Annotated in this window: 17 protein-coding genes; 8 read left to right on the top strand and 9 right to left on the bottom strand. The window is 45.8% G+C overall.

Annotated features, from left to right (window positions below):
• Positions 1-24: 24 nt before the first annotated feature.
• Together C7460_RS14705 and C7460_RS14700 are read left to right on the top strand one after the other, a co-directional pair.
• Positions 25-789, top strand: coding sequence for an SDR family NAD(P)-dependent oxidoreductase (locus C7460_RS14705; protein WP_115868878.1), 765 nt, complete (start codon positions 25-27; stop codon positions 787-789).
• 57 nt (positions 790-846) lie between these two features.
• Positions 847-1,599 (top strand): SDR family NAD(P)-dependent oxidoreductase, encoded by a 753-nt coding sequence (locus C7460_RS14700; protein ID WP_115868877.1) that lies wholly within the window; start codon positions 847-849, stop codon positions 1,597-1,599.
• An 83-nt stretch (positions 1,600-1,682) separates the two neighbouring features.
• On the opposite strand, the gene C7460_RS14695 is transcribed toward C7460_RS14700, so the two are convergent.
• On the bottom strand, positions 1,683-2,717 hold the full coding sequence (locus C7460_RS14695; protein WP_115868876.1) for an agmatine deiminase family protein: 1,035 nt from the start codon (positions 2,715-2,717) through the stop codon (positions 1,683-1,685).
• Positions 2,714-3,592, bottom strand: coding sequence for a carbon-nitrogen hydrolase (locus C7460_RS14690; RefSeq protein WP_115868875.1), 879 nt, complete (start codon positions 3,590-3,592; stop codon positions 2,714-2,716). Before C7460_RS14690 ends, C7460_RS14695 begins: the two co-directional genes overlap by 4 nt.
• A gap of 256 nt (positions 3,593-3,848) precedes the next feature.
• Here C7460_RS14690 and C7460_RS14685 point away from each other — a divergent pair, with 256 nt between their 5' ends.
• From C7460_RS14685 to C7460_RS14675, 3 genes are all read left to right on the top strand, one after another.
• Complete coding sequence (locus C7460_RS14685; RefSeq protein WP_115868874.1) at positions 3,849-4,931, top strand: glycoside hydrolase family 43 protein; 1,083 nt, start codon at positions 3,849-3,851, stop codon at positions 4,929-4,931.
• Positions 4,932-4,999: 68 nt separating this feature from the next.
• On the top strand, positions 5,000-7,321 hold the full coding sequence (locus C7460_RS14680) for a TonB-dependent receptor plug domain-containing protein (RefSeq protein ID WP_115868873.1): 2,322 nt from the start codon (positions 5,000-5,002) through the stop codon (positions 7,319-7,321).
• Positions 7,305-8,156, top strand: coding sequence for a DUF4249 domain-containing protein (locus C7460_RS14675; RefSeq protein WP_115868872.1), 852 nt, complete (start codon positions 7,305-7,307; stop codon positions 8,154-8,156). The genes C7460_RS14680 and C7460_RS14675 overlap by 17 nt, the downstream gene beginning before the upstream one ends.
• Before the next feature lie 5 nt (positions 8,157-8,161).
• On the opposite strand, the gene C7460_RS14670 is transcribed toward C7460_RS14675, so the two are convergent.
• Both C7460_RS14670 and C7460_RS14665 read right to left on the bottom strand, forming a co-directional pair.
• Entirely contained in the window at positions 8,162-8,629 is a 468-nt protein-coding gene (locus C7460_RS14670) for a hypothetical protein (protein ID WP_115868871.1), read from the bottom strand.
• Between the two features lie 131 nt (positions 8,630-8,760).
• Complete coding sequence (locus C7460_RS14665; protein WP_115868870.1) at positions 8,761-10,098, bottom strand: hypothetical protein; 1,338 nt, start codon at positions 10,096-10,098, stop codon at positions 8,761-8,763.
• Between the two features lie 215 nt (positions 10,099-10,313).
• Between C7460_RS14665 and C7460_RS14660 the strand changes: the two genes are divergently transcribed.
• Positions 10,314-11,558, top strand: a complete 1,245-nt coding sequence (locus C7460_RS14660) for a M48 family metallopeptidase (RefSeq protein ID WP_115868869.1) — start codon at positions 10,314-10,316, stop codon at positions 11,556-11,558.
• Positions 11,555-11,962: a helix-turn-helix transcriptional regulator gene (locus tag C7460_RS14655; RefSeq protein ID WP_115868868.1), complete on the top strand. Its 408-nt coding sequence runs from the start codon at positions 11,555-11,557 to the stop codon at positions 11,960-11,962. Before C7460_RS14660 ends, C7460_RS14655 begins: the two co-directional genes overlap by 4 nt.
• A 2-nt stretch (positions 11,963-11,964) precedes the next feature.
• Here C7460_RS14655 and C7460_RS14650 read toward each other — a convergent pair whose 3' ends face one another.
• From C7460_RS14650 to C7460_RS14630, 5 genes are all read right to left on the bottom strand, one after another.
• Positions 11,965-14,136, bottom strand: coding sequence for a PepSY domain-containing protein (locus C7460_RS14650; RefSeq protein ID WP_115868867.1), 2,172 nt, complete (start codon positions 14,134-14,136; stop codon positions 11,965-11,967).
• Between the two features lie 13 nt (positions 14,137-14,149).
• A complete protein-coding gene (locus C7460_RS14645; protein ID WP_115868866.1) occupies positions 14,150-14,635 on the bottom strand; it encodes a DUF2271 domain-containing protein in 486 nt (161 codons plus the stop codon).
• 1 nt (position 14,636) lies between these two features.
• Positions 14,637-16,118 carry an ankyrin repeat domain-containing protein gene (locus C7460_RS14640; protein ID WP_170148026.1) on the bottom strand — a complete coding sequence of 494 codons (1,482 nt, stop codon included), beginning with the start codon at positions 16,116-16,118 and terminating at the stop codon, positions 14,637-14,639.
• 77 nt (positions 16,119-16,195) lie between these two features.
• Entirely contained in the window at positions 16,196-17,557 is a 1,362-nt protein-coding gene (locus C7460_RS14635) for a hypothetical protein (RefSeq protein ID WP_115868864.1), read from the bottom strand.
• A gap of 20 nt (positions 17,558-17,577) precedes the next feature.
• Positions 17,578-20,082, bottom strand: coding sequence for a TonB-dependent receptor (locus C7460_RS14630; protein WP_115868863.1), 2,505 nt, complete (start codon positions 20,080-20,082; stop codon positions 17,578-17,580).
• A 242-nt stretch (positions 20,083-20,324) separates the two neighbouring features.
• Here C7460_RS14630 and C7460_RS14625 point away from each other — a divergent pair, with 242 nt between their 5' ends.
• Complete coding sequence (locus tag C7460_RS14625) at positions 20,325-20,852, top strand: DUF4199 domain-containing protein (RefSeq protein ID WP_115868862.1); 528 nt, start codon at positions 20,325-20,327, stop codon at positions 20,850-20,852.
• Positions 20,853-20,871: the final 19 nt, after the last annotated feature.

The following is a 20,871-nucleotide window of genomic DNA, read 5'->3' as shown; positions in this document are numbered from 1 at the left end:
ATTATTCAACTCAAAAATATTATCATGGGAAACGAACAAAAAAAGATAGCAATAGTCACCGGAGCAACCGGTGGAATTGGATTTGAAGTAGCCAAAAGCCTTGGAAAAAAAGGCTATGCGGTAATGCTCAATGGCATAGAAGATGACGCTGGAGCACAGCGTGTAGATGAACTTACTAAGGAAGGCATAGAAGCAGAATACTATGGATTCGATGTAACCAAAGAAGAAGAAGTGACGGCCAACATCAAAGCCATAGGAGAAAAATATGGCCGTATCGATGTGCTGGTCAATAATGCTGGAGGACTTGGCGGGAGATCACGTTTTGAAGAGATGACTACCGAGTTTTATCGTTTTGTGATGGCACTCAACCTGGACTCTGTTTTCTTTACATCCAGAGCAGCGATACCATATCTCAAGAAAGGTGAGAATGCTAGCATCATCAACTACACGTCCAATGCCGGATGGAATGCTGGCGGACCTGGAGCGGGTGTTTATGGTACATCTAAGGCTGGTGTGCACGCTATTACCCGAGCGCTGGCCAAAGATCTTGCCGAATACGGAATTCGCGTAAATGCCGTGTCTCCGGGTACGATTGACACGCCATTTCACGCTCAGATCAAGAAAACCAAGCCAGAAGTGTTTGCTTCCTGGAAAAACAATATTATGTTGGGAAGGTTGGGTGAACCAGAGGAAGTGGCGTCTGTAGTGTCGTTTTTGGCTAGCAAGGATGCTTCTTTCATCACTGCGGAGACCATTCAGGTAGGTGGTGGCCAGGCACTGGGCATCTAGTGACTGGAGGAGCAGAACTCAGCATACAGTATTTCAATAATCAAATCATTTAGTAAGATGAAGTTTAAAGGAAAAGTGGCGGTAGTAACCGGTGGAGCACGCGATATTGGAAAAGCGATCTGTGTAAAACTGGCGAAAGAAGGAGCTAAAGTGGTGGTAAACTATCACAACAGTGAAAAAGACAGTGAAGACACATTGGCGGCTATCAAAGCCGTGGGAGGAGAAGGCATCGCAGTTAAGGCTGATGTGTCGAGCCAGTCAGACATTGATAATTTAGTAGCTAAAACGAAAGAGGCTTTTGGTGATCATGTAGACATATTGGTCAACAATGCCGGCGGGTTGTTTGCGCGAAAGACGGTGGAAGAGTTGGATGAGGATTTTTACAACCTCGTGATGGACGTAAATTTCAAGGGTACTGTATTTGTCACGCAAGCCTTCAAAGCTTTGATGGGAAAAGGAGGAGCTATCGTAAACCTGGCTTCACAGGCAGGAAGAGACGGTGGTGGTCCTGGATCTGCCATTTATGCCTCGTCTAAAGCGGCTGTGATGACATTGACTCGCAACTGGGCCAAAGAGTTTGGCCCACAGGGAATACGCATCAATGCTGTTTGTCCGGGAATGATTGCTACCACTTTTCACGATACGTTTACCAAAGATCAGGTACGTGAAAATGTAGCCAATTCTACGCCTTTGAGAAGAGAAGGCCGTGCGGAAGAAGTGGCGGACCTGGTAGCGTATTTGGCCAGTGATGAAGCTTCGTTTATGACAGGCAACAATGTAGACATCAATGGAGGGTTAGCCTTCTCATAAAAAAATTACATTCGGGCCGGCAATTCCATGAGGCATCCGCTCCATACTCTGGTTTTTATTAAGCAGCTGGCTCGAATGTTTGTTTAGTGCTTTGGCTCCTGTTGGCTCAAGCAATGGAAGCTTCCAAGCCCCCATACGATATCAGTAGAGTCTATGCCAATCACCACTCGGTCGGTAAAGCAAGACTGGAGTATTTCCAGGGCTTCACCGTCGTGCTTTTTGTCTCTGTAAGTCGGCATTACCACACATTCATTCGCGATGTAAAAGTTTGCATACGAGGCTGGGAGGCGCTGGCCTTCATATACCACCGGCGCAGGCATCGGTAGTTCCACTACCTTCAGGGGTGTACCATCAGCTAGTTGAAAGCCTTTGAGTAGTTCCAGGTTTTCGGCCAGAGGGGCATGATTTTCATCGGCTTCATTGGGCTCCACTACAGTCACTACGGTATCATTGGATACAAATCGCGTGATGTCATCCACGTGTCCGTCGGTATCATCTCCTACGATACCATCACCTATCCACCAGATCTCTTTAGCTCCATAATAGTCCTTCAGGTAGGATTCTATCTGTGCTTGATTGAGCTGTGGGTTTCTGTTGGGGTTGAGCAGGCAGGCGGTAGTGGTGAGGATGATGCCTTCATCATTAAAATCCACAGATCCGCCTTCCATCACTATTCCCGGTTGGTATACCGGCAGGCTTAGGGCACCCCCAACTAGCTCCGGTATTTTGTTGTCCAAATCATAAGGTGGATATTTTTCGCCCCATGCGTTGTAGCCCCAGTTGACGATAGCCTTCTTTCCTTCACCTATGACGAAGGCAGGTCCATGGTCTCGGCACCAGGCATCATTGGTGGGGTGTTGATAAAACTTGATTTTGCTTAAGTCTGCGCCGACTTCCGTCAGGTAATTGCGCGCCTGCTTTTCCATCGTGGCATTGGCCAAATTGATACAGACCTCTTCCCCTTTGGCTACCTCTCTGATAAACTCACAATACGGCTTGTAGATACTTTCGATCTTGCCGGGCCATGAGTTCGTGTTGTGTGGCCAGCTCAGCCAGGTAGCGCGGTGTGGGTGCCACTCTGCAGGAAACCTGAGTCCATCAGCTTTAGGAGTACTCATTCTTCGTCGAGGTAGCGTTTTTCTATAGGGCTATAGGCGTCTATGCGTCTGTCGCGCAAGAACGGCCAATGTATGCGATAGCTGTCAGACTTAGACAGGTCCACAGGCACAACTTTTACCACTTCTTCGAGGTGTGGAGCTTTATAATCGAGCCATCCAAAGGCATTGGTAACGTAGGAGCCGCCCCAAAACTGCATGTCGCCTTCTACGCCCGTACGATTCACTCCAATCACAGGTATGCCATTGGCCACAGCGTGAGACTGTTGGATCGTTTGCCAGGCGTTGTGTTGTTCCTGGTTCGTTTGCTCATCCTGGCTTTTGTGCCAGCCTATAGCTGTTGGGTAAAAGAGCATTTCCGCACCTTTTAGTGCAGTGATTCGTGCTGCCTCCGGGTACCATTGGTCCCAGCATACTAACACGCCTATTTTCGCATATTTGGTTTGAAAGGTCTTAAACCCCAGGTCTCCTGGTGTAAAATAAAATTTTTCGAAATAGCCCGGGTCATCGGGGATGTGCATCTTTCGGTACTTGCCCAGATAAGTGCCATCTGCATCTATCACTGCTGCAGTGTTGTGATAGAGCCCTTCTGCACGCTTTTCAAAAAGTGAGGCTACGATTACCACGTCATGTTTTTTGGCTACAGCCGAAAATACCTCCGTACTGGGGCCCGGAATGGCCTCTGCCAACTGGAAATTATCATAGTCCTCCACATCGCAGAAATACTTGCTGCGAAAGAGCTCCTGCAAACACACAATCTGTGCACCCTGACTGGCGGCTTCTTCCACGCCAGCGATTGCTTTTTGCATGTTTTGGTCCAGATCATCACCACAGGATGTCTGTACGATACCGATGTTTACTTTTCGATCTTTTGTCATACCTCAATAGCACGTTTGTGCGATGCGAAGTTCGCGAAATGTTTGAGAATTTCTATAGGTCAGTTGATAACCCTAACTAAATAATTTTAAAGGTGTTTTGGCCGGGGAACTTCCTAAGCAGTAATGTGTGGTGGTTATCAAATCGTTCGGATCATGGACTGAAAAGTTTAGAATGTTGAGAACAGGACGCTAGCGGCAGAGTAATCGATTGATAAATCTTTAGGTTTAGGATTGAAGTAATAATCTTAACGTACATATGAATCGATTTAACGCATTGAATTTCTTTGTTTTGACCCTAATCATTTTGTCAGGCTGTCAGCCTGCCAGCAAGGAGGGGCAAACTGAAAAAAAGGAGGGTGCCTTGCCCGTAGGGAAAACGGATCCGTTGGTCACACATCTTTACACAGCAGACCCTTCTGCTCATGTTTTTGAGGATAAACTATACATCTATCCATCACATGATATAGAGTCGGGGATACCTGAAGATGACCTGGGGAGTCATTTTGATATGAAAGACTATCATGTTTTTTCTATGAAAGAGCCCGGTGCCGAAGTGAAAGACCATGGAGTGGCTTTAGATGTAAAAGATGTGCCCTGGGCTGCGCGTCAGATGTGGGCTCCGGACGCGGCGGAAAAAGACGGGAAATACTTTTTGTACTTTCCGGCAAAAGACAAACAAGATGTTTTTCGAATTGGTGTAGCTGTGGGGGATAGACCAGAGGGGCCTTTTACTCCAGAATCAGAGCCAATAGCAGGTAGTTTTAGTATAGACCCGGCAGTTTATGCAGATGATGATGGAGCTTACTACTTGTATTTTGGAGGTATTTGGGGTGGTCAGCTGCAAAACTGGCAATCGGGGCAGTATGACGCCAATGGTCAGCTGCCCAAACCTACTGAAGATGCGTTGCTGCCCAAGGTAGCGCGGCTGAGCGAAGACATGCGAGGATTAGCAGAAGAACCCAGGGATGTGTTGATTCTGGATGAAAACGGTGATCTCCTCAAGGAAGGCGACAATCATCGCAGATTTTTTGAGGCTGCCTGGGTGCATCAGCATGAAGGTGTCTACTATCTATCCTATTCTACTGGTGATACCCACAAAATAGTCTATGCGACGGGTGACAACCCTTATGGCCCATTTACCTACCGTGGAGTCGTGCTGAAACCCGTTATAGGATGGACCAATCACCACTCGATTGTTAAGTTTCAGGGGAAATGGTACCTGTTTTATCATGATAGCAGCTTGTCTGGCGGGCGTACTTTTTTGCGTAGCATCAAAATGGCGGAGCTGAAGCATCGAGCGGATGGGACCATAGTGGCCTATGATGCCTATGTGAAATAGTCACACCTGGGATTTACCCTGAAAGGGGTAGTTTGCATTCGCCCGGAAACAAATAACTTCGCTATATCATGTTCCGGGCGATTTTACTTGTTACATCGTTGTTCATTGGCAGTCAATCATTCTGTCAGGAAAAAGTACACCTTCAGGTGCAGGATACAGGCCGTGATCCACTACCATCTGCTACGGTAAGTACTTCGGAAGGCCTTTTTATAATTGCATCTGAAACCGGGAAAATCTCTTTCAGTCCAACGAAATTTCCAGTTTTCCTTTTAACAGAACATGTAGGCTATCGGGACCAGATCGATACACTATCATCTGCAGGAAGCTATTTGGTGACTTTGCGAGCTGAGGCTTCTGAAATGGAATCTGTGGTGATCAATGCCAGTAGCGCTGCGGCGCAATTGGCCCAGGCGAGTACCGACTTGAGTTTTCGACTAGAATCGGTAAAGCACTTGCCCTACCTTTTGGGAGAGCGTGACCCGATCAAATTTATCCAAACGCAGGCGGGAGTTTCTACAGGCACTGATGGAAACAATGGCTATTTTGTTAGAGGAGGAGGTATTGATCAAAATGCCATCAGACTTGATCACATGGAGTTTTACAATGCCAGCCACTTGTTTGGTTTCTTTTCCATGTTTAATGCCAATGCTATTGAACGTGCCACCTTCACCAAAGCTGGTTATCCGGCACACATAGGAGGGCGGCTTTCGTCAAGGTTGGATTTACAAACCAGCACCCCTTCGTACGAAAGGGTAGAAGGCCAGGTAGGTGTAGGGCTGCTATCAGCTAATGTGACGTTAGGAGTTCCTCTGTCTGAGCAGTCAGCGTTTATGGTGTCTGCACGCAGGTCATATTTAGATTTGATTACTCAAAATGCTTTTAAAGAAAACAGCGGAGTAAGGCGAAGTACAGATTATCGGTTTTCAGACCTTATCCTTAAATACGCCCAGCAAATAGGGGAAAAGCATCTTCTGTCTATTACCGGCTTTGTAGGTCAGGATGCTTATGACTACCGAAGCAGCCGCACGTTTAGAAACGATATGTACTGGAAAACCAGAAGCATAGGCATGGTATGGAAGTGGCTCATTCATGCAAATCAGGATCTGGAGTTTTATGCCAATGGCGGTACTTTTGATCAAGAGTTTGTGGCGGAAATCGTAAGCTTCGAATTGGCGATGAGTAGCTACATTCAAAACGTCCGCAGTGGGCTTCTGTATCATGTGGATATCAATAACCATTCCCTCACTTTTGGGATGGAGAGTACTTACAGAGGATTTCGTCCAAGTGAAGTAAAAGTTAATACCGGAAAGGTAGCGGTAGATTTGGAACATTCTGAAATGATGCATACAGCTGAATGGTCTGTGTCTGTTCAGGATGACTTAGCGCTGGATGTGCAGTGGCGACTAGGGATAGGGCTACGCATGAGCGGATTTTCACAGTTTGGTCCTTTTGAGCGAGTCAATGCCATAGAAGCGAGTGATCAGGTAGATACGCTTCGTTATAGACGCGGAGAGGTGGTGCAGACCTATGTAGGCCTGGAGCCCAGAATAAGACTGAGCTATTTATTGGATCCCAGGAGTTCAGTCAAGGCCAGCTTTGATCGTACTTTCCAATACATACACCTGTCGCCGCTTAGTTCGGTTTCCTTGCCTACGGACTTATGGGTGCCGTCTACCAGTCGGGTAAAGCCTCAAGTGGCCCATCAGCTGTCAATTGCCTATCACAGGGTAGCAGTAGAGTGGCCTGTCAGCTGGTCTATTGGTGCTTTTGGTAAACAGATGAGCAACCAGGTAGAGTGGCGGGATGGAGCTATAGCGGGCTATTCGGACAGTCCAAACCTGGATGATGACCTCATCTTTGGAAAAGGCTATTCGGTAGGGCTGGAAGCAACTATCAAAAAAGAACTGGGAGTAGTAACCGGTCAGCTCAACTATACCCTAAGCCGTACGCGTAGGCAGTTTGATGAAATCAATGGAGGAGATTTTTTCCCCGCCAAGTATGACCGTACGCACGATCTTAATGTAGTAGCAAGTTGGAAGAAGGACCAGTGGACCTTTGGTGCCATGCTAAAGCTGGCAAGTGGCACGGCACTTACCCTCCCCACAGCCAAATATCTCATCGGGGAGCGAGTCATTAGCGAGTATTCTTCAAGAAACGCTCTGCGTATGCCACTTTACCACCGCATGGATGTGTCAGCATCTCTGGTGCCCAGGCGTCACCCCAATGCTACCTGGGTGTTTTCCGTTTATAACCTCTATAACCGTAGAAATCCCTATTTTATGTACTTCGATGTACAGGGTAGTGTCGAGAATTATTCTTTAGATATCAACCTGGAGGAGGTTTCCCTATTTCCCATTATGCCATCTGTGAGTTATGAATTGGAATTTTAAGACCATCTTGATACCCCTTTTGGTGCTGATAGCCGCATGCAATGGCCTAGATGAGGCTGACTTCAATGAGCGCAAGGTGGTCATCGATGGGTTCATAGAGCAGGGGCAGTATCCGGTGGTATATCTGACGTATAGCTCAGGGTTTTATGAGCCGGTAGATTCGGCTAGCCTACAGGAGCTGGTCTTGGCTACGGCCAGAGTAGAGGTGTCTGATGGCGAAAATTCGGAAGTGCTCACACTATTTCGCAACAATGAGGTTTATCCTCCCTTCTTTTATCGAGGTACTGATTTGACAGGCGAGCCGGGCAAAACCTATCACCTGGAAGTGCGAAGTGAGGCGGGAGTTTATACGGCTACTACCACCATTCCTAAGCCGGTAGACCTGGATAGTGTATGGATCGAGGTAGATCAGGAGGTGGACACGCTGGGGCAGTTATGGGTGCAGTTTAATGATGCTGGATTGCAGGACGATTATTACCGATTTTTTACTAGTACAAATGGTGCCGCCTATGTGCCGGCATTTAAGTCTACGTTGTTGGATCGCACATTTGATGGTGAAACATACAGCCACCCAGTACTTCGCCAGCCCAGGTCGGCATTGGAGCTTGGAGATGAGGTGTTGTTTCAAAAAGGGGACACCATCGGCGTGAAGCTATGCCACATTGATGAGGCTCATTATCGATTTTGGAATACATTGGAGCAGGAACTCTATCTGGTGGGTAATCCCTTTGGAAGTGTTGGAAATGAAGTAGCATCCAACATCCGAGGCAACAAACCAGCCCTGGGTATTTGGGGAGGATACGGGGTGAGCTATGGCAATGTGGTTTTTCAATAACCGACTTAAGGAAGCTCTTGAATTACCTCTTGTACAGAATCGATAAAATGGTGTAGGTAGTCTGGAGTTGCTTGATTGTTGGTGTCAATGAACCAGCATCTTTTTTCTCCATCTTTTGAGAGGCTGATTTGTATGCCGCCCTGATCATAGGCATCTGGAGTGCCTATATTGCCTGTGGGTTCATGCCAAAGCTGCTCTGGGATTTGAGTGAGAAGTATTTTTGCTTTGACAAACGAAGAATCTGGAAGCACAGAAAGTTGCACATTTTGATCGCATCCAGCATAAGATGGTCTGTCTATCTGGTATAATTTGCCACTTTGTAAGCGATAAGTCACTACGCAGCCTGCTCCGATACATTCTCCATAGGAGTGTCCAAACTCCAGCCCATTATCGAAAAGCTCCAATGGTTCTTCATCGCAAGAGCTGATGCCAATGAAAAGGCCTATGCAGGTTACAAGAACTGTTCTTTTCATACAATTAGCTTTGCTGTAAGACGCATTTTCTCGATGAATAGTTGGTTGTCGTATCTTACGTCAGCGCATAAAAAAGCCCCGCCGGAAAGCTGAAGCTTTCTGGCGGGGCTTTTAAATACTGTATGAATAAATTAATCTAAATCATCAAAGTCGATGTGATCTATGTCGTCATCCAGGTCCTCTGAGATTTGATCCAAAAGGTTATTGATAGCGCTTTCAAGGCTTTCGAAGCCTGTTTCCAGGAAGTCTTCTACGTCTACTTTGCTTTCGTCTTCAAATACCATGCGGGCGCCTAGTTCTACATCTTCTTCTTTGTTGCTTCCGTCTTCCCAGGTGTCAATGTAGGTGTACCACTCTACATCTGCGGCTTTTTTCTCTGTGGAAACGTAGCTGGCCGTCAATGTGGTGTGTGTGTTGAGGGCGGTTTCGATGGTTTCAGCATTGGCTTCCAGGTCGGCGCGTGGTATAGTATCGTAACTGTTATAGGAAGTCTCCAAATCTGCCACCTCGTTGTACAAAGGCACAAAGTCCATGTTGCCAGCGAGTTTTAGGTCCATAAAGATGAATTCGAAATTTGCTTCAGTAAGTACCTCTGTAGGATCTTCTGTGTCGTCAGCCTTTTCGATAGCAGTATCTGAGAAATCACCTTTAGCTTCTGATGATACACCAATGAGGGTTTTGGTACCATTGCGGAAAGAGACACTCGCACCAATCAGGGAATTGGTATTGGTCATGCCCACTGCAATAGCGAAATCACCCATGGTCATTTCTGTATCCGCTTTGGTAGGCACGCCATCATCGCCATATTTTACCGTGAAGCCGTAGGTCATAGCTACAGACCCATCTACGGCAAGCGATACATCCAGTGAGGTAGGCAGGTCACCTTCATATTCCTCATCAATCGGATTTGCTACACGGACGCTAGAGTAGTTGCTGAGCGTTAATGTGGCATTGTTTGAGGTGCCATCATGCTCTGATGGATAGTTGAAGATTAGTTCGGTACTGCTGTTGTCAGTATACTCCCAATCGCTAAGGCTGGCATCCCAGTCATAAGTACCTGTGTTTTCATTGAAAAGCTCCTCCAGTGAAGTAAACTCGTCATCGTCCTCATCATTGAGTTGTGCAGAAGCCTGCCCAAACTCTACTGTGGAGACTTTGCCATGCGCCAGACCAACGATTGCTTTCGATAGTCTCACTACGCTATTGGCTCCCTGAATACGTCCTCCAGAAGGCTCATCGTCATCTTCATCCATGATTACACCCAGGGAAGTCATGGCACCTACACCTGCTTGTTGCTGCATAGTAGTCATTTCATTGACAAACTCCACGCCTGCTTCTTGCATCAGTTTTTTGTTTTCCTCCGCGGTAAGCGGCTCGTTGATCTCTTCATCATTTTTCTCGTCCCTCTCATTACAACTGGTAAAAAGGATGATAGACCCCAGGGTCATGTAAAGCAATAAGTTTTTCATAGTTTTTGGTTTTGCGGTACAAATACGGTTGTCCTTTGAAATAGACACAGCACCGTTTGATTACGTTGGTGGTGTTGACAACTTAATTCTATTACAAAGTTAAACGGGGGGGATGCCAGACAAAATACCTCCTTGGGGGTATTTTGGGACTCGTCCAAAAAGGGCAGATTTCTACCCTTTTTCTAAGAGTGTCATGCTTTTAGTAACATTGCAGCATGAACGAACAAACCATTCTTGTTGCATTGTTGGTCATTGTAGTGCTGGATTTTGCGCTGGAGCGCATCCTCCAATTGCTCAACAATAAAAGTGCTAAAAAACCCATACCTGCAGAGCTAGAAGGAATTTATGATAAAGAGAAATACGAACGCTCTCAGGCCTATAACCAGGCTACTTCCAAGTTTGGAATGCTTACTTCTACCTTCAGTTTTGTGGTGATGGTACTTGCGCTATCGTTAGGGTGGTTTGGTCTGCTAGATGAGTGGGTACGAGGTTGGTCGCCAGTGGCGCCTGTCACTACTTTGCTGTTTTTTGGAGTGTTGTTCGTTATTTCTGACATCATTGGTATTCCCTTTAGCTGGTACAGCACCTTTGTGATAGAGGAGCGCTTTGGGTTTAATAAAATGACTCCTAAGACTTTCTGGATGGATAAGCTTAAAAGCTATGTGCTCACCATTCTTATTGGAGGCCTGCTGTTAGGTGTTTTGATCTATCTGGTGATGAGCATGGGGAGTGATTTTTGGATTTATTTCTGGGTGGTCATCACCCTTTTCATTTTGTTTTTAAATGTGTTTTATACCACACTGTTTCTACCGCTTTTCAACAAGCTCACACCACTAGAAGATGGAGAACTCAAGGAGGCCATTACAACATACAGCCAAAAGGTGGACTTTCCGCTGAAAAACATTTTTGTAATGGATGGTTCCAAAAGGTCTAGCAAAGGCAACGCATTTTTTTCTGGATTGGGACGCAATAAGAAGGTTGTTCTTTTTGATACACTGATCGAAAAACATACTGTAGAAGAACTTACAGCTGTTTTTGCCCATGAGGTAGGCCATTACAAGAAAAAGCACATCGTACTGAGCACGATCGTCAGTATTGCTACCGTGGGGTTGATGTTGTTTTTACTCTCCAAAATGATCTACAACAGCGAAGTGAGTTGGGCGATGGGTGGACAGGTAACTTCACTTCACCTGAATATTTTAGCTTTTGGGATACTGTACAGCCCTGTGTCCAGGGTGCTCGGACTCCTGAGTAATTTGCTAAGCAGGAAAAATGAATATGAAGCCGATGCATATGCCGTGGAAACCTATGCCGGGCAACCGCTTATCGACGGGTTGAAAAAGATGAGCAGTGACCATCTATCCAATCTGACGCCCCATCCAGCGTATGTATTTGTGCACTATTCACATCCTCCACTGCTGGCGCGCGTACGTGCTATGAAAGCCAAAATGACCAAATGAAGCGCAGCTTTTTGATGTATGGCCTGGTGATGGGTCTGGTGATATTGGTGCAGCAAGTGGTGCACTACCGCACGCTGGTGCGTGATCTGCAGCTTGAATTTTTCGGTGGCATCATCGCAGTATTATTTATGGGGCTGGGCGTCTTTCTAGGTACCAGAGGGCTCAAAGGTCAGCCTGAGGCATCCGTCGATAAGCAGCGCGGTGCAGCGCATCAGCTCAGCGAGCGTGAACTAGAAGTGTTGGCATTGCTGTGCGCAGGCCACTCAAACCAGGAGATTGCAGATAAGTTGTTTGTTTCCTTAAATACTGTAAAAACCCACCTATCTAACATCTATCAAAAGCTACACGTCACTCGTAGAACCCAGGCTGTACAAAAGGCTCGGGAGTTGGGAATAGTGAATTAGGGCTAATAACAATCAGATCGAATAAACCCATCTTGTTCTAACTCCTGGATGGACGGTAAGCCGTGATTCGAACAGATGGTTGCCAGCACTTCTAAAACGCCTTTTTTCATGGCGAGGCTTCCACAGATCATTAGTGTGCTGTTTTTTTTGATGAGTCTGGCTACTTTTTCCTGATCTTCAAGGAGTAAGTCCTGCACATACTGTTTTTTACTTTCCTGACTTAGCGCAATTCGAATATTTTGAAGTGATTGCTGCTTTTGTGCTCTTGATATAAAGTCCTCGTACAGGACAAAGGATTGGGTGGTGCGTCCTCCCCAATACAGGTGTTTTTTTGGGGTTGTTTTGGTGTTAATCATCCCAAGGAAAGGGCCAATACCTGTACCGTTTCCAATCATGACTAGCGCTGTAGCTTTGTTGGGAAGGTGGAAGTGAGTGTTGTTCTTTACTGCTGCGGTGAAAGTTTCACCGAGCACTAATTGATTCAAATAGTTGGAGCAGATACCATGATTATGGCGTTTTACACTGATGATCATATTTCCGTTTGGCAGCACTCCTACAGAGTACAGTCGTTCCACAGCGTCTCCGGGAGGGGTAATAGAAAGTAAATCACCAGAATGGACCCTTAGGCGCTTTTTGGGGCTTAGCTCCAGCGTAAAAGTTTCTTCTTCTTCATTTTGAGTCGATTTTTTAGCTACAATGGTGAGTTTTAAGGCTTTTCCAGATGATTGAAGCTTGTCGGTAGGGAGGTTGAGAGATAAGCCCTGCGCTACAGACCATGAGCGTGCCCAGTCCTGAAAAGCTCCCAGGTTTTTGTCGTTGATTAAGGTAGGAGTGGAGGGCAAGCTCACCAGATTATTATCGCTAATGGCATCATGCACATCCATGGCGTATTGGCAAAACTTGCTGTAGGACCTGGAGCCGAATCCAACCACGGTTGATTGAAAGGGACGATGAATAGGCGTACGGTGAAAGGTCTCAATGAATTTGGATGCATTGGCCGGGGCTTCTCCATCACCATAGGTGCTGGTCAACACGATCAGGTGGTTGATTTGCTTGTAGGATTGGAAATTGTTTAAGTCATCCAGGTAGACCTTTTTCTTTTGGTCAATGAGCGCATGCTGTAAGGCATGGCCAAAATGTTTGGTGCTTCCATTTTCAGAGCCTACCAGGATGACGTATTCGGCCTCCTGAGGGCTAAATTTATTTTTGGTTTTACTCTTTAGACGGGCAATGGAAATCAGTGCTCCAGAATACATAAAATAGAGCATACTTAGGCATGAGCCAGCAAGTACCGCAGCCCACCACCAATTACCTGCACCTGTATGCAGATCAAAACTGAGCATCGCCACCATAAGTGAAAAGGGGTAGCGTCGCTGTTGTACTACATCTCCGGTGTATTGATGCACTTTTAGTTCTCGGTCCTTGAGAGAAAGGGTGTAATAGTCTTCTGGCTCTTTCGTGAATGGGAACTCCAGGCTACGCAAATCCTTAAGTTGGTAGCGTTCAAAAGCATCGCCATGCTCAGTAGTTTGGCCATTTTCCCATTCACCTTTAGTGGTAGCGATGATTTCGAATCGAACAAGCGACAGGTAACAGCCCGTAATCGCGATGATGAGAATGGGCACTATAGCCCATCGGCCTAGCGTGACATGGTAGTATTGTTCGCGGTTTTCTTTTATCACCCTGGAGAATACCCTGGAAAATCCGCCTTGTCTTTTGATGAGCAGTCCGAGACCTGAGATTACAATGAGCAACAGGAGAAAAGATGCAATGCCTACAAATATTCTACCCGGGGTTTTTAGAAAAAGTGAACGATGTAGGTTGGTGGTAAAGGTGAAGACTGGGTGTTTATCCTGTATTTCAGCTATCTTCTTTCCTGTGACGGGATCCAGGTAAAAATCACCATCGAAGGCAGGGTTTGAACTAAACGCGGATATTTGAACTGCGCCACTAGCATCCCGGTTAATTTCCAAAATCTCGTCATAATCATTGCCAAGGTTATTAATCAGTGTTTGGATGGTAATATCTTGAGATCCAGCTAACTGATACGTGTTTATCTCAGCATTTATTGGCCCAAAAGCGAGTATGAGGCCGCTGAGAGTGGCCAGGAGTAAAAATAAAGAAGAAGATACAGCCAATATAAAATGGCTGTATCTCCATAGGTTTTTTAGCACTGTTGTTTTAGGTTTAATTTGGGATCAATCGTACATATCGGATGTAATCGCTCCCTTCAAACTTTCCGCTTATTGATGAGCTCTTTAAGGGCAAAAGCACGTCGTTTTCTACATAGTTTTGATGTTCTACTGACGTTTCGAAACGAAGAAAATGACCATTGTCCAGATAGCGATCGTCGATATCCAGGATAAAAATGGAGCGTTCGCCTCCGGCTATGGTTGCACCTGTGATTGCATCTACATTTTCTTGTCCAGCCTTTTCGAAAAATGACCACCAGGTAGGTAGGTCCGGATACCATTCCTCATCATCTCCCAGCACTCTCAAAGTCTCTACGTATTCTTTGTTTGCATTGAGCACCGACACCACGATGTATGCACCTTCACCAGAGTAGTTGGTGAGCTGAATCATGCATTTGTACTGAGAACTCCCAACATCTGACTTGAATGCAGACACTATGAAAGTTATTGCTATCCAGGTGATTAAATGTATTTTGTTCATGCTAGTTTGCTTTTAAAAATGATAGGTCTACGCCATTTTTTGCAAGTACTTCGTTTTCTTGAGCCAGGTCATAGGCGCTTTCTTCAAATTCCGTTTTTATGCCTTTGTCAGCACCATGTTCGAGCAAAAGGTGTAGGATGTCATTGGATTGAGCTTTCATGGCAGCCAAATGTAGCGGAGTAAGTCCTTCCTCGTTTCGATGGTTTATTTTTGCACCCAGTTTTAGTGCTGTTTTTACCAGGCTTATTTCACCTTTTTCTACGGCGATATGCAGTATTTCTGTGTCAGAATCCGGCTTTAAATTGTTTGCCGTGGCGGCATTCAAAAAGGTCTGAAATGCTTTGGCGTTTCTTTTGCTGTGTGATTGAAACATGTGGTAGAATATATCATTGCCTTTAGCATCTTTGAAGCTGAGATCTGCACCCCTGGTTTTGAGGTATTCAAAGGTACTTGCCGCCCCACTTTTTACAGCCAAAATCACCGCTGATTCACCTTCATGATTTCTTCTGTTGATGTCATGCGTATACGGCTCGGCTTTTTGAAGCATCTTTAGATTGTTGCGCTGGGCTGCCAGCATAAATGCCGTGTTTCCCTCTTCATTTACCTGATTTACATTTACGCCTTTATCAACAAAAAAATCAAAAATCGCTTCATCCTTTGCGCCAGCAGCGATACCATGAAGTGGGGTGTTGCCTTCCCAACTAACGATATCAGCAGCTACCCCTTTGCTGTCCAGGAATTGAAATACTTCCAGTCCATTGCTGCCTCTTCGCCCACTTTTGCTTGCCAGGATCATGGCGTTTTCACCGGCTTTGTTGAGCGTTCGATAGGGCAATCCTTCAGCTATCAGGAGGTTCATCATTTCTATGTTTCCTCGTTGTGCAGCGTAGTGAAAGAGGCCATTTTCATTATGATCCAACGATCGAATGCTCAACCCTTTTTGCTCAAAATACCTGATCAAGGCATCGTTTTTCATACTGCCGGCGAGTAAGTGTAGGGCATTGGCTCCAGATCTGTTGGTGGATGTGGCTGCTATTCCAGTAGAGAGCAACAAGTCGTAAATAGCCATATTTTCCACTCCTGCTACCGCAGCAAAAGTGAGTGCATTGTATCCGTGAGAATCCGTAAGATTGGTATTGGATCCCTCTTTGATGAGATGCTCTATAAGTGGCTTGTTACCCATTCGGGCTGCCCACATGAGGTAGTTTCTATTGTCATGTGTGATTTTATCTACGGAGTTTCCTTCTTGCTCAAGCATAAACAAGATGCTTTCCAATGAGGCATTGGCATTGATAGCATAGGTCACTCCATCAAATGCATTGTCATTGAGTGCTGCTGGGTCATGCCCTTCCTTTATTTTCTTTTTGATCGTTTTTACCGAAGGGTTCTCTTTCCAAAATGAAGGTTCCAAAAAGCTATTTCCTTGCTGGCCAAAGCCGCTGAGCACAAGGAAGAGTAGCGGTATTGAGAGTAATTTGTTCATGTCATTTGATGTTTGAAAATGAAGAGTACTCCCCCTTTTAGCAGGAGGAGTATTTGTGGGGTTGACTTGGTCTGGCATCAATAGACACCTATGTAGGTGCCTTCAGCGAGGTTATTGAGGGTAGCACCTACCGCAAATCCATCAGCACTTTCAGAGGCTATATCAAAGATGTAAATGTTGCCATTTTCGCCGGTAGGGGTGATGGCCATGTAGAATTTCCCATCTTTCACCACACCACTTTGGTATTGCTGTAGCCAGAGGTTTTCGGGCAGGTTTAGTTTTACGGCTGTTCCGCTGTAGAGGTCTACTCGCGCTACTGACCAGTTCGAATCGCTGTTGGAGTTGCTTTCATCCGTTCTTAGATAAGGTACATAACCAATACCATTGCCAACATAAAACCATCCCAGTGATCGTGTGTTTTCGCCTACGAGATCAGACAGATTAAACTGGTAAGAGTCGTCATAAGCACCATCGGTAATTTTGAGGATATAAGTATCATAAGTATTGTCTGGCACGGTGATGATCTGGTATACATCGCCATTTTCGTCTGTATATGCTACAGGGGTGCGATATCCATTAGTAGCTCCAGCGGCTATTTCTGTGCTGATGATGTGCGGGTTTGTAAGTGATGGATAGTCCAAAACAAGAGTTTCAACATTGGTATACACTGGAGCAGGGCACCCACGGCCGGTGCACGGATCTTCTGGGTTGTAAGCACTTTTTGCCATGCCGTAGTAGATTTTATTTCCGGCTATGACAGGAGCATCCACTCGGCTAACATAGTTGAAAGACTCCAGATCTGTTTCGCTAACGGGTATGGTGATTTCCTCAATAGAGCCAAACGTCAGGTCGTTTAGTCCTACGCTCATGATACGTAGCGTTACGTCAGATCGCACAAAGGAAGAATCTGTATAGGTGTAAGTTCCATCACCATTTGCGGTGCTATCCGTGTAAGCATATACACGTGCTGCCGTTGCCCCGTCGGCATACTGGATGGATGCATATTGTTCGCTTGCTTTGGTCCATCTTGGATAGGCAGTACCCATAGCAAATTCCACATTTTTTTCGTATTCCATAGGGTAAGACTCTCCACCCTTTACGGCAAATTTATAGATGCGTCCCCCGCCATAGTCAAGGTTGAATAGCGAGGTACCATCTGCGGAGCCAAATATTCTGGCAGTTCGTGTAGAAGGCATTTCAAAGCCATATCCATCATAGCTGATGGTACCCGAGCTCAGGTCGGCCAATGCCTGCGTGTACACTTTCGTTTCGCCAGTAGGGCTGGCAGAAAGAGCCACAGTGAAAAATTCACGACCTGTTTCGGTAGTGTCAGTTGTACCAGGAGTTTCTGGTTCTACACCTGGCTCGTCTTCACAAGACACCAGGGTGATGATCACAAGGCTTAGTGCCAGTAGTTGTCGTAAGGTATTATTTATCATAATGATGTGTGTATGTTGATTTAGAGAATTTTTAAATTGATTTTTCCGTATAAAGCTCGCCCGGGCTTCTGTAGGGCATAGTTGTCAAAGACTTGGTCATCAAGCAGGTTGCGTCCATCCAGCGACAAGGTGATTCGCTGGTCAGGAAAGGTATAAGTGATACTCACGTCCAGCACGGTTTGGGCGGGAATGATGTCTTTGCCTGCTCCACCCAGGGATTCCCAGTCACGGTAAAACCAGTGCACGTAGGCGAGGTTGGTGGCGATTGATGCTTTAGAGCCAGATTGTATTACGTTTTCGAAATGGTATTTCAGGTTAGAATTGGTCGTAAAAAAAGGCGCGTTGCGTTCACGGTCACGGTACCAGTCATATTGCAGTCCATTTTCGTCAAATTCTGTATTGAACCTGGAGTTGAACACGGACATATTGCCATTGAAATGGATTTTGCCGTTGTAGGCATAAAACACATCTAAGTCCAGACCTCTACTCAGGTAGCTATCGTCATTGATGTACTCAGTGGTCTCGTCAGTATCGTCTTCACGAACGTTTCGTTTGATTTTGTCTTTGGTGTCTCGCCAAAAAGTGTTGAGCTGCAGTTTGGCTTCATGCTTGCCGAAAGTAAATGCACCTAGAGTAAACCCGATATTCAGGTTTTTACTTTTTTCGGGATTGAGGTCATAGTTTGGTTCCAGGCTTTCGGCTAGATTGCCAAAAAGTTCATGTGCTACAGGTAGTCTAAATGAGCGTTCGGCAGAGGAAAGTAGCAGGATTTTCGGAAGTATTTCATAGGCAGCCGAAAAGCCAAACCCATCTGCATTTACCGCACGTCTGACCCTGTTGAGCTCTACTTCATCATCACCAGAAATCTTATACTCCACCACACGCACTGCTTGAGTAAAGCGTTTGTAAAAGCTGGAAAGCTTTAGTTTTTCCTGAAAAGCCTGGTATTCGTAGCTCAGCCCAACTATGGTTTTACTAGAGTAGCGTGTATCTTCCAGGTCTCTAATGTCGACATGCCGAAGTGGGTCTTCAGAGTCTCGTACAAACCCTGTGTGTAAAAAACTAGTGGTGAATTTGTGCTGGTCGGTGGGCTGAAAATGAGATACTGCTCTACCTACAAATACGTTCTCTTTACTTTTTTGCAATGTTGGGTTGCCTGCCTCGGCACCAGAGATGTATTCATACCAGCCGGTTCGGTTGCCGTCTTTGTCATATCTGGCTTTCCGTTTTCCATCCCAGTCAAAGATGTACGCAGAGGTGTCTATGATGTGTCGGTTTAGGTTGGATACTGATGTGAATGCCTCCAGACTTAGCTTTTCGGATAAGAAGGATTTGTCTTTAAAGGACAGGCTGGCCAGTTGAGTGTTTTGGGTAGCTCGCCGGTTGCCATAAACAGACTCCATGGTGGCGCCATGTTGAATATCCCTAGACATTTCGGACAGCACCATACCGAACAGAAGCTCATCAGCCCATGAACGACCCGTGACCCCAACATCTACTTTGCCACCAGCGCTGCTATAAGTGTCGTGAAATCGGGTGGCTTTCACATAGGCAATTTCTCCCGTAGTGGGTTCTGTAGTGTAGACCTGGTTTCCCCACACCTTATAATTGTTGTCTGAATAGTTGTAGAATGCGGAGCCTTTTAATGTAAACCCTGATTTAGGGCGGTGCAGGCTACCAGAAGTGTTGAACTGGTGTGTATTAAAGGACCCAAAAGAATAAGAAGTATTGAGGGTGTTTTGAGCGTAGTTCTTTTTAAGTATAATATTGATAGCCCCGCCCAAAGCATCACTTGCAAGTTCTACGGGAACTACTCCTTTGTATACTTCTATGCGCTCTATCATATTCGTGGGGATGCTGCTGAGCGAAAACGATGGGCCATAAGACTGCATAAGCACACCATCGATGAATACGCGAATGGCATTTCCAGAAAGTCCATTTATGTTGAATCGCGTTCGTGATCCCATTCCTCCACTTTGTCGGATACGCACACCCGACGTTCGGTCTAATATATCAGTAGCCTGTATCGATGAAAGCTCTGCATCTTTCATGTCTACCGCCTTCATGGCAAAACCCTTACTTTCCAGGGTGGCTTTAATGGACGAAGCAGTGATCGTGACCGCTTCCAGACGATCTACGGACTCTTTCAGTGTTATATCCAGTTGCTGTTTGTCTGTTTCAGAGACATGTATGCTTATTTCTTGATCGATATAGCCCAGTGAGCTCACCGCCAACGTGTAGTTTCCGCTATCCAAATGGATAGAGTACCGTCCCTGGCCATTGGTGATGTCACCAAGGTTGGTGCCTTTTACATGTAATGTCACACCGGGTAGGGCATTCATACCTTCGTCTATGACCAGGCCTGTAAGCTCAGTGGCGTGAGAAGCACACGGAATCAGTAGAAAGAGGTACAAGTAGCGAAAGCGTTGAATATTCACAGTGATGAATTGGTCTGATTTGGTTTTGCAAAGATTGGCCAGGTGTACGCGAGAGTCAATCGCTATTGGTAGGCGTTTTTTGATCACTACGGCTGGCTAACGAATCACTACTTCTAGTGTATTCATTACAATTAATGACAAATTCATTAGGCGTCATTGTAGTATTCGCAAAGCGGTCAGCACCATGCCTTGGTATAACCCAGAAGTACTATTTTTTATAAATCACCCGTTCGGGTGAGCGGTTTTAGCAGAATTTTGCCGTTTATTGGGGTAGTTATCGTAGGTGCTAGAGCCTACTTTTTACAGGAAACCAAAAAAGGAAATGGAATATGAATCGCTTTAAATTTTCATTGAAATATGGTGCCATAGCAGGAGCCATTATGATGTTGAGTTGGGTAGTGACCCAAGTGATCATGGGGGATGGATCCAATAAGGATTATTCTCAGTTAGAAGTGCTCGGCTATATTTCCATGGCGCTGGCGCTATCCACTGTATTTGTGGGGGTGAAAAACCATCGCGATAAACACCTGGGAGGTGTAATTACCTTTAAGCAGGCATTCATGACCGGCTTTTGGATCGTATTGGTGGCATCTGTGATCTATGTGATTGGCTGGATGATCTACTATCCCAATTTTATGGCGGATTTTCCTGAGCAATATTCGGCCTATCAGCTGGAGCAGTATCGTGCTGAGGGCATGTCCGAAGCAGACCTGGCAGTGAAGCAGGAAGAGATGACGCAGTGGGTGGAAATGTATAAAAACCCGCTGGTGATGATGGCTTTTACCTTTTTGGAGATTTTTCCCATTGGGCTGGTCGTGGCTTTACTTTCTGCCGTGATATTGAAGCGTAAGGGGTAGAAAAATAGCTACTTTTGCA

It is taken from the genome of Marinoscillum furvescens DSM 4134 (assembly GCF_003386095.1).
GTDB lineage: Bacteria > Bacteroidota > Bacteroidia > Cytophagales > Cyclobacteriaceae > Marinoscillum > Marinoscillum furvescens.
This window is presented reverse-complemented; position numbering and strand designations above follow the sequence as displayed.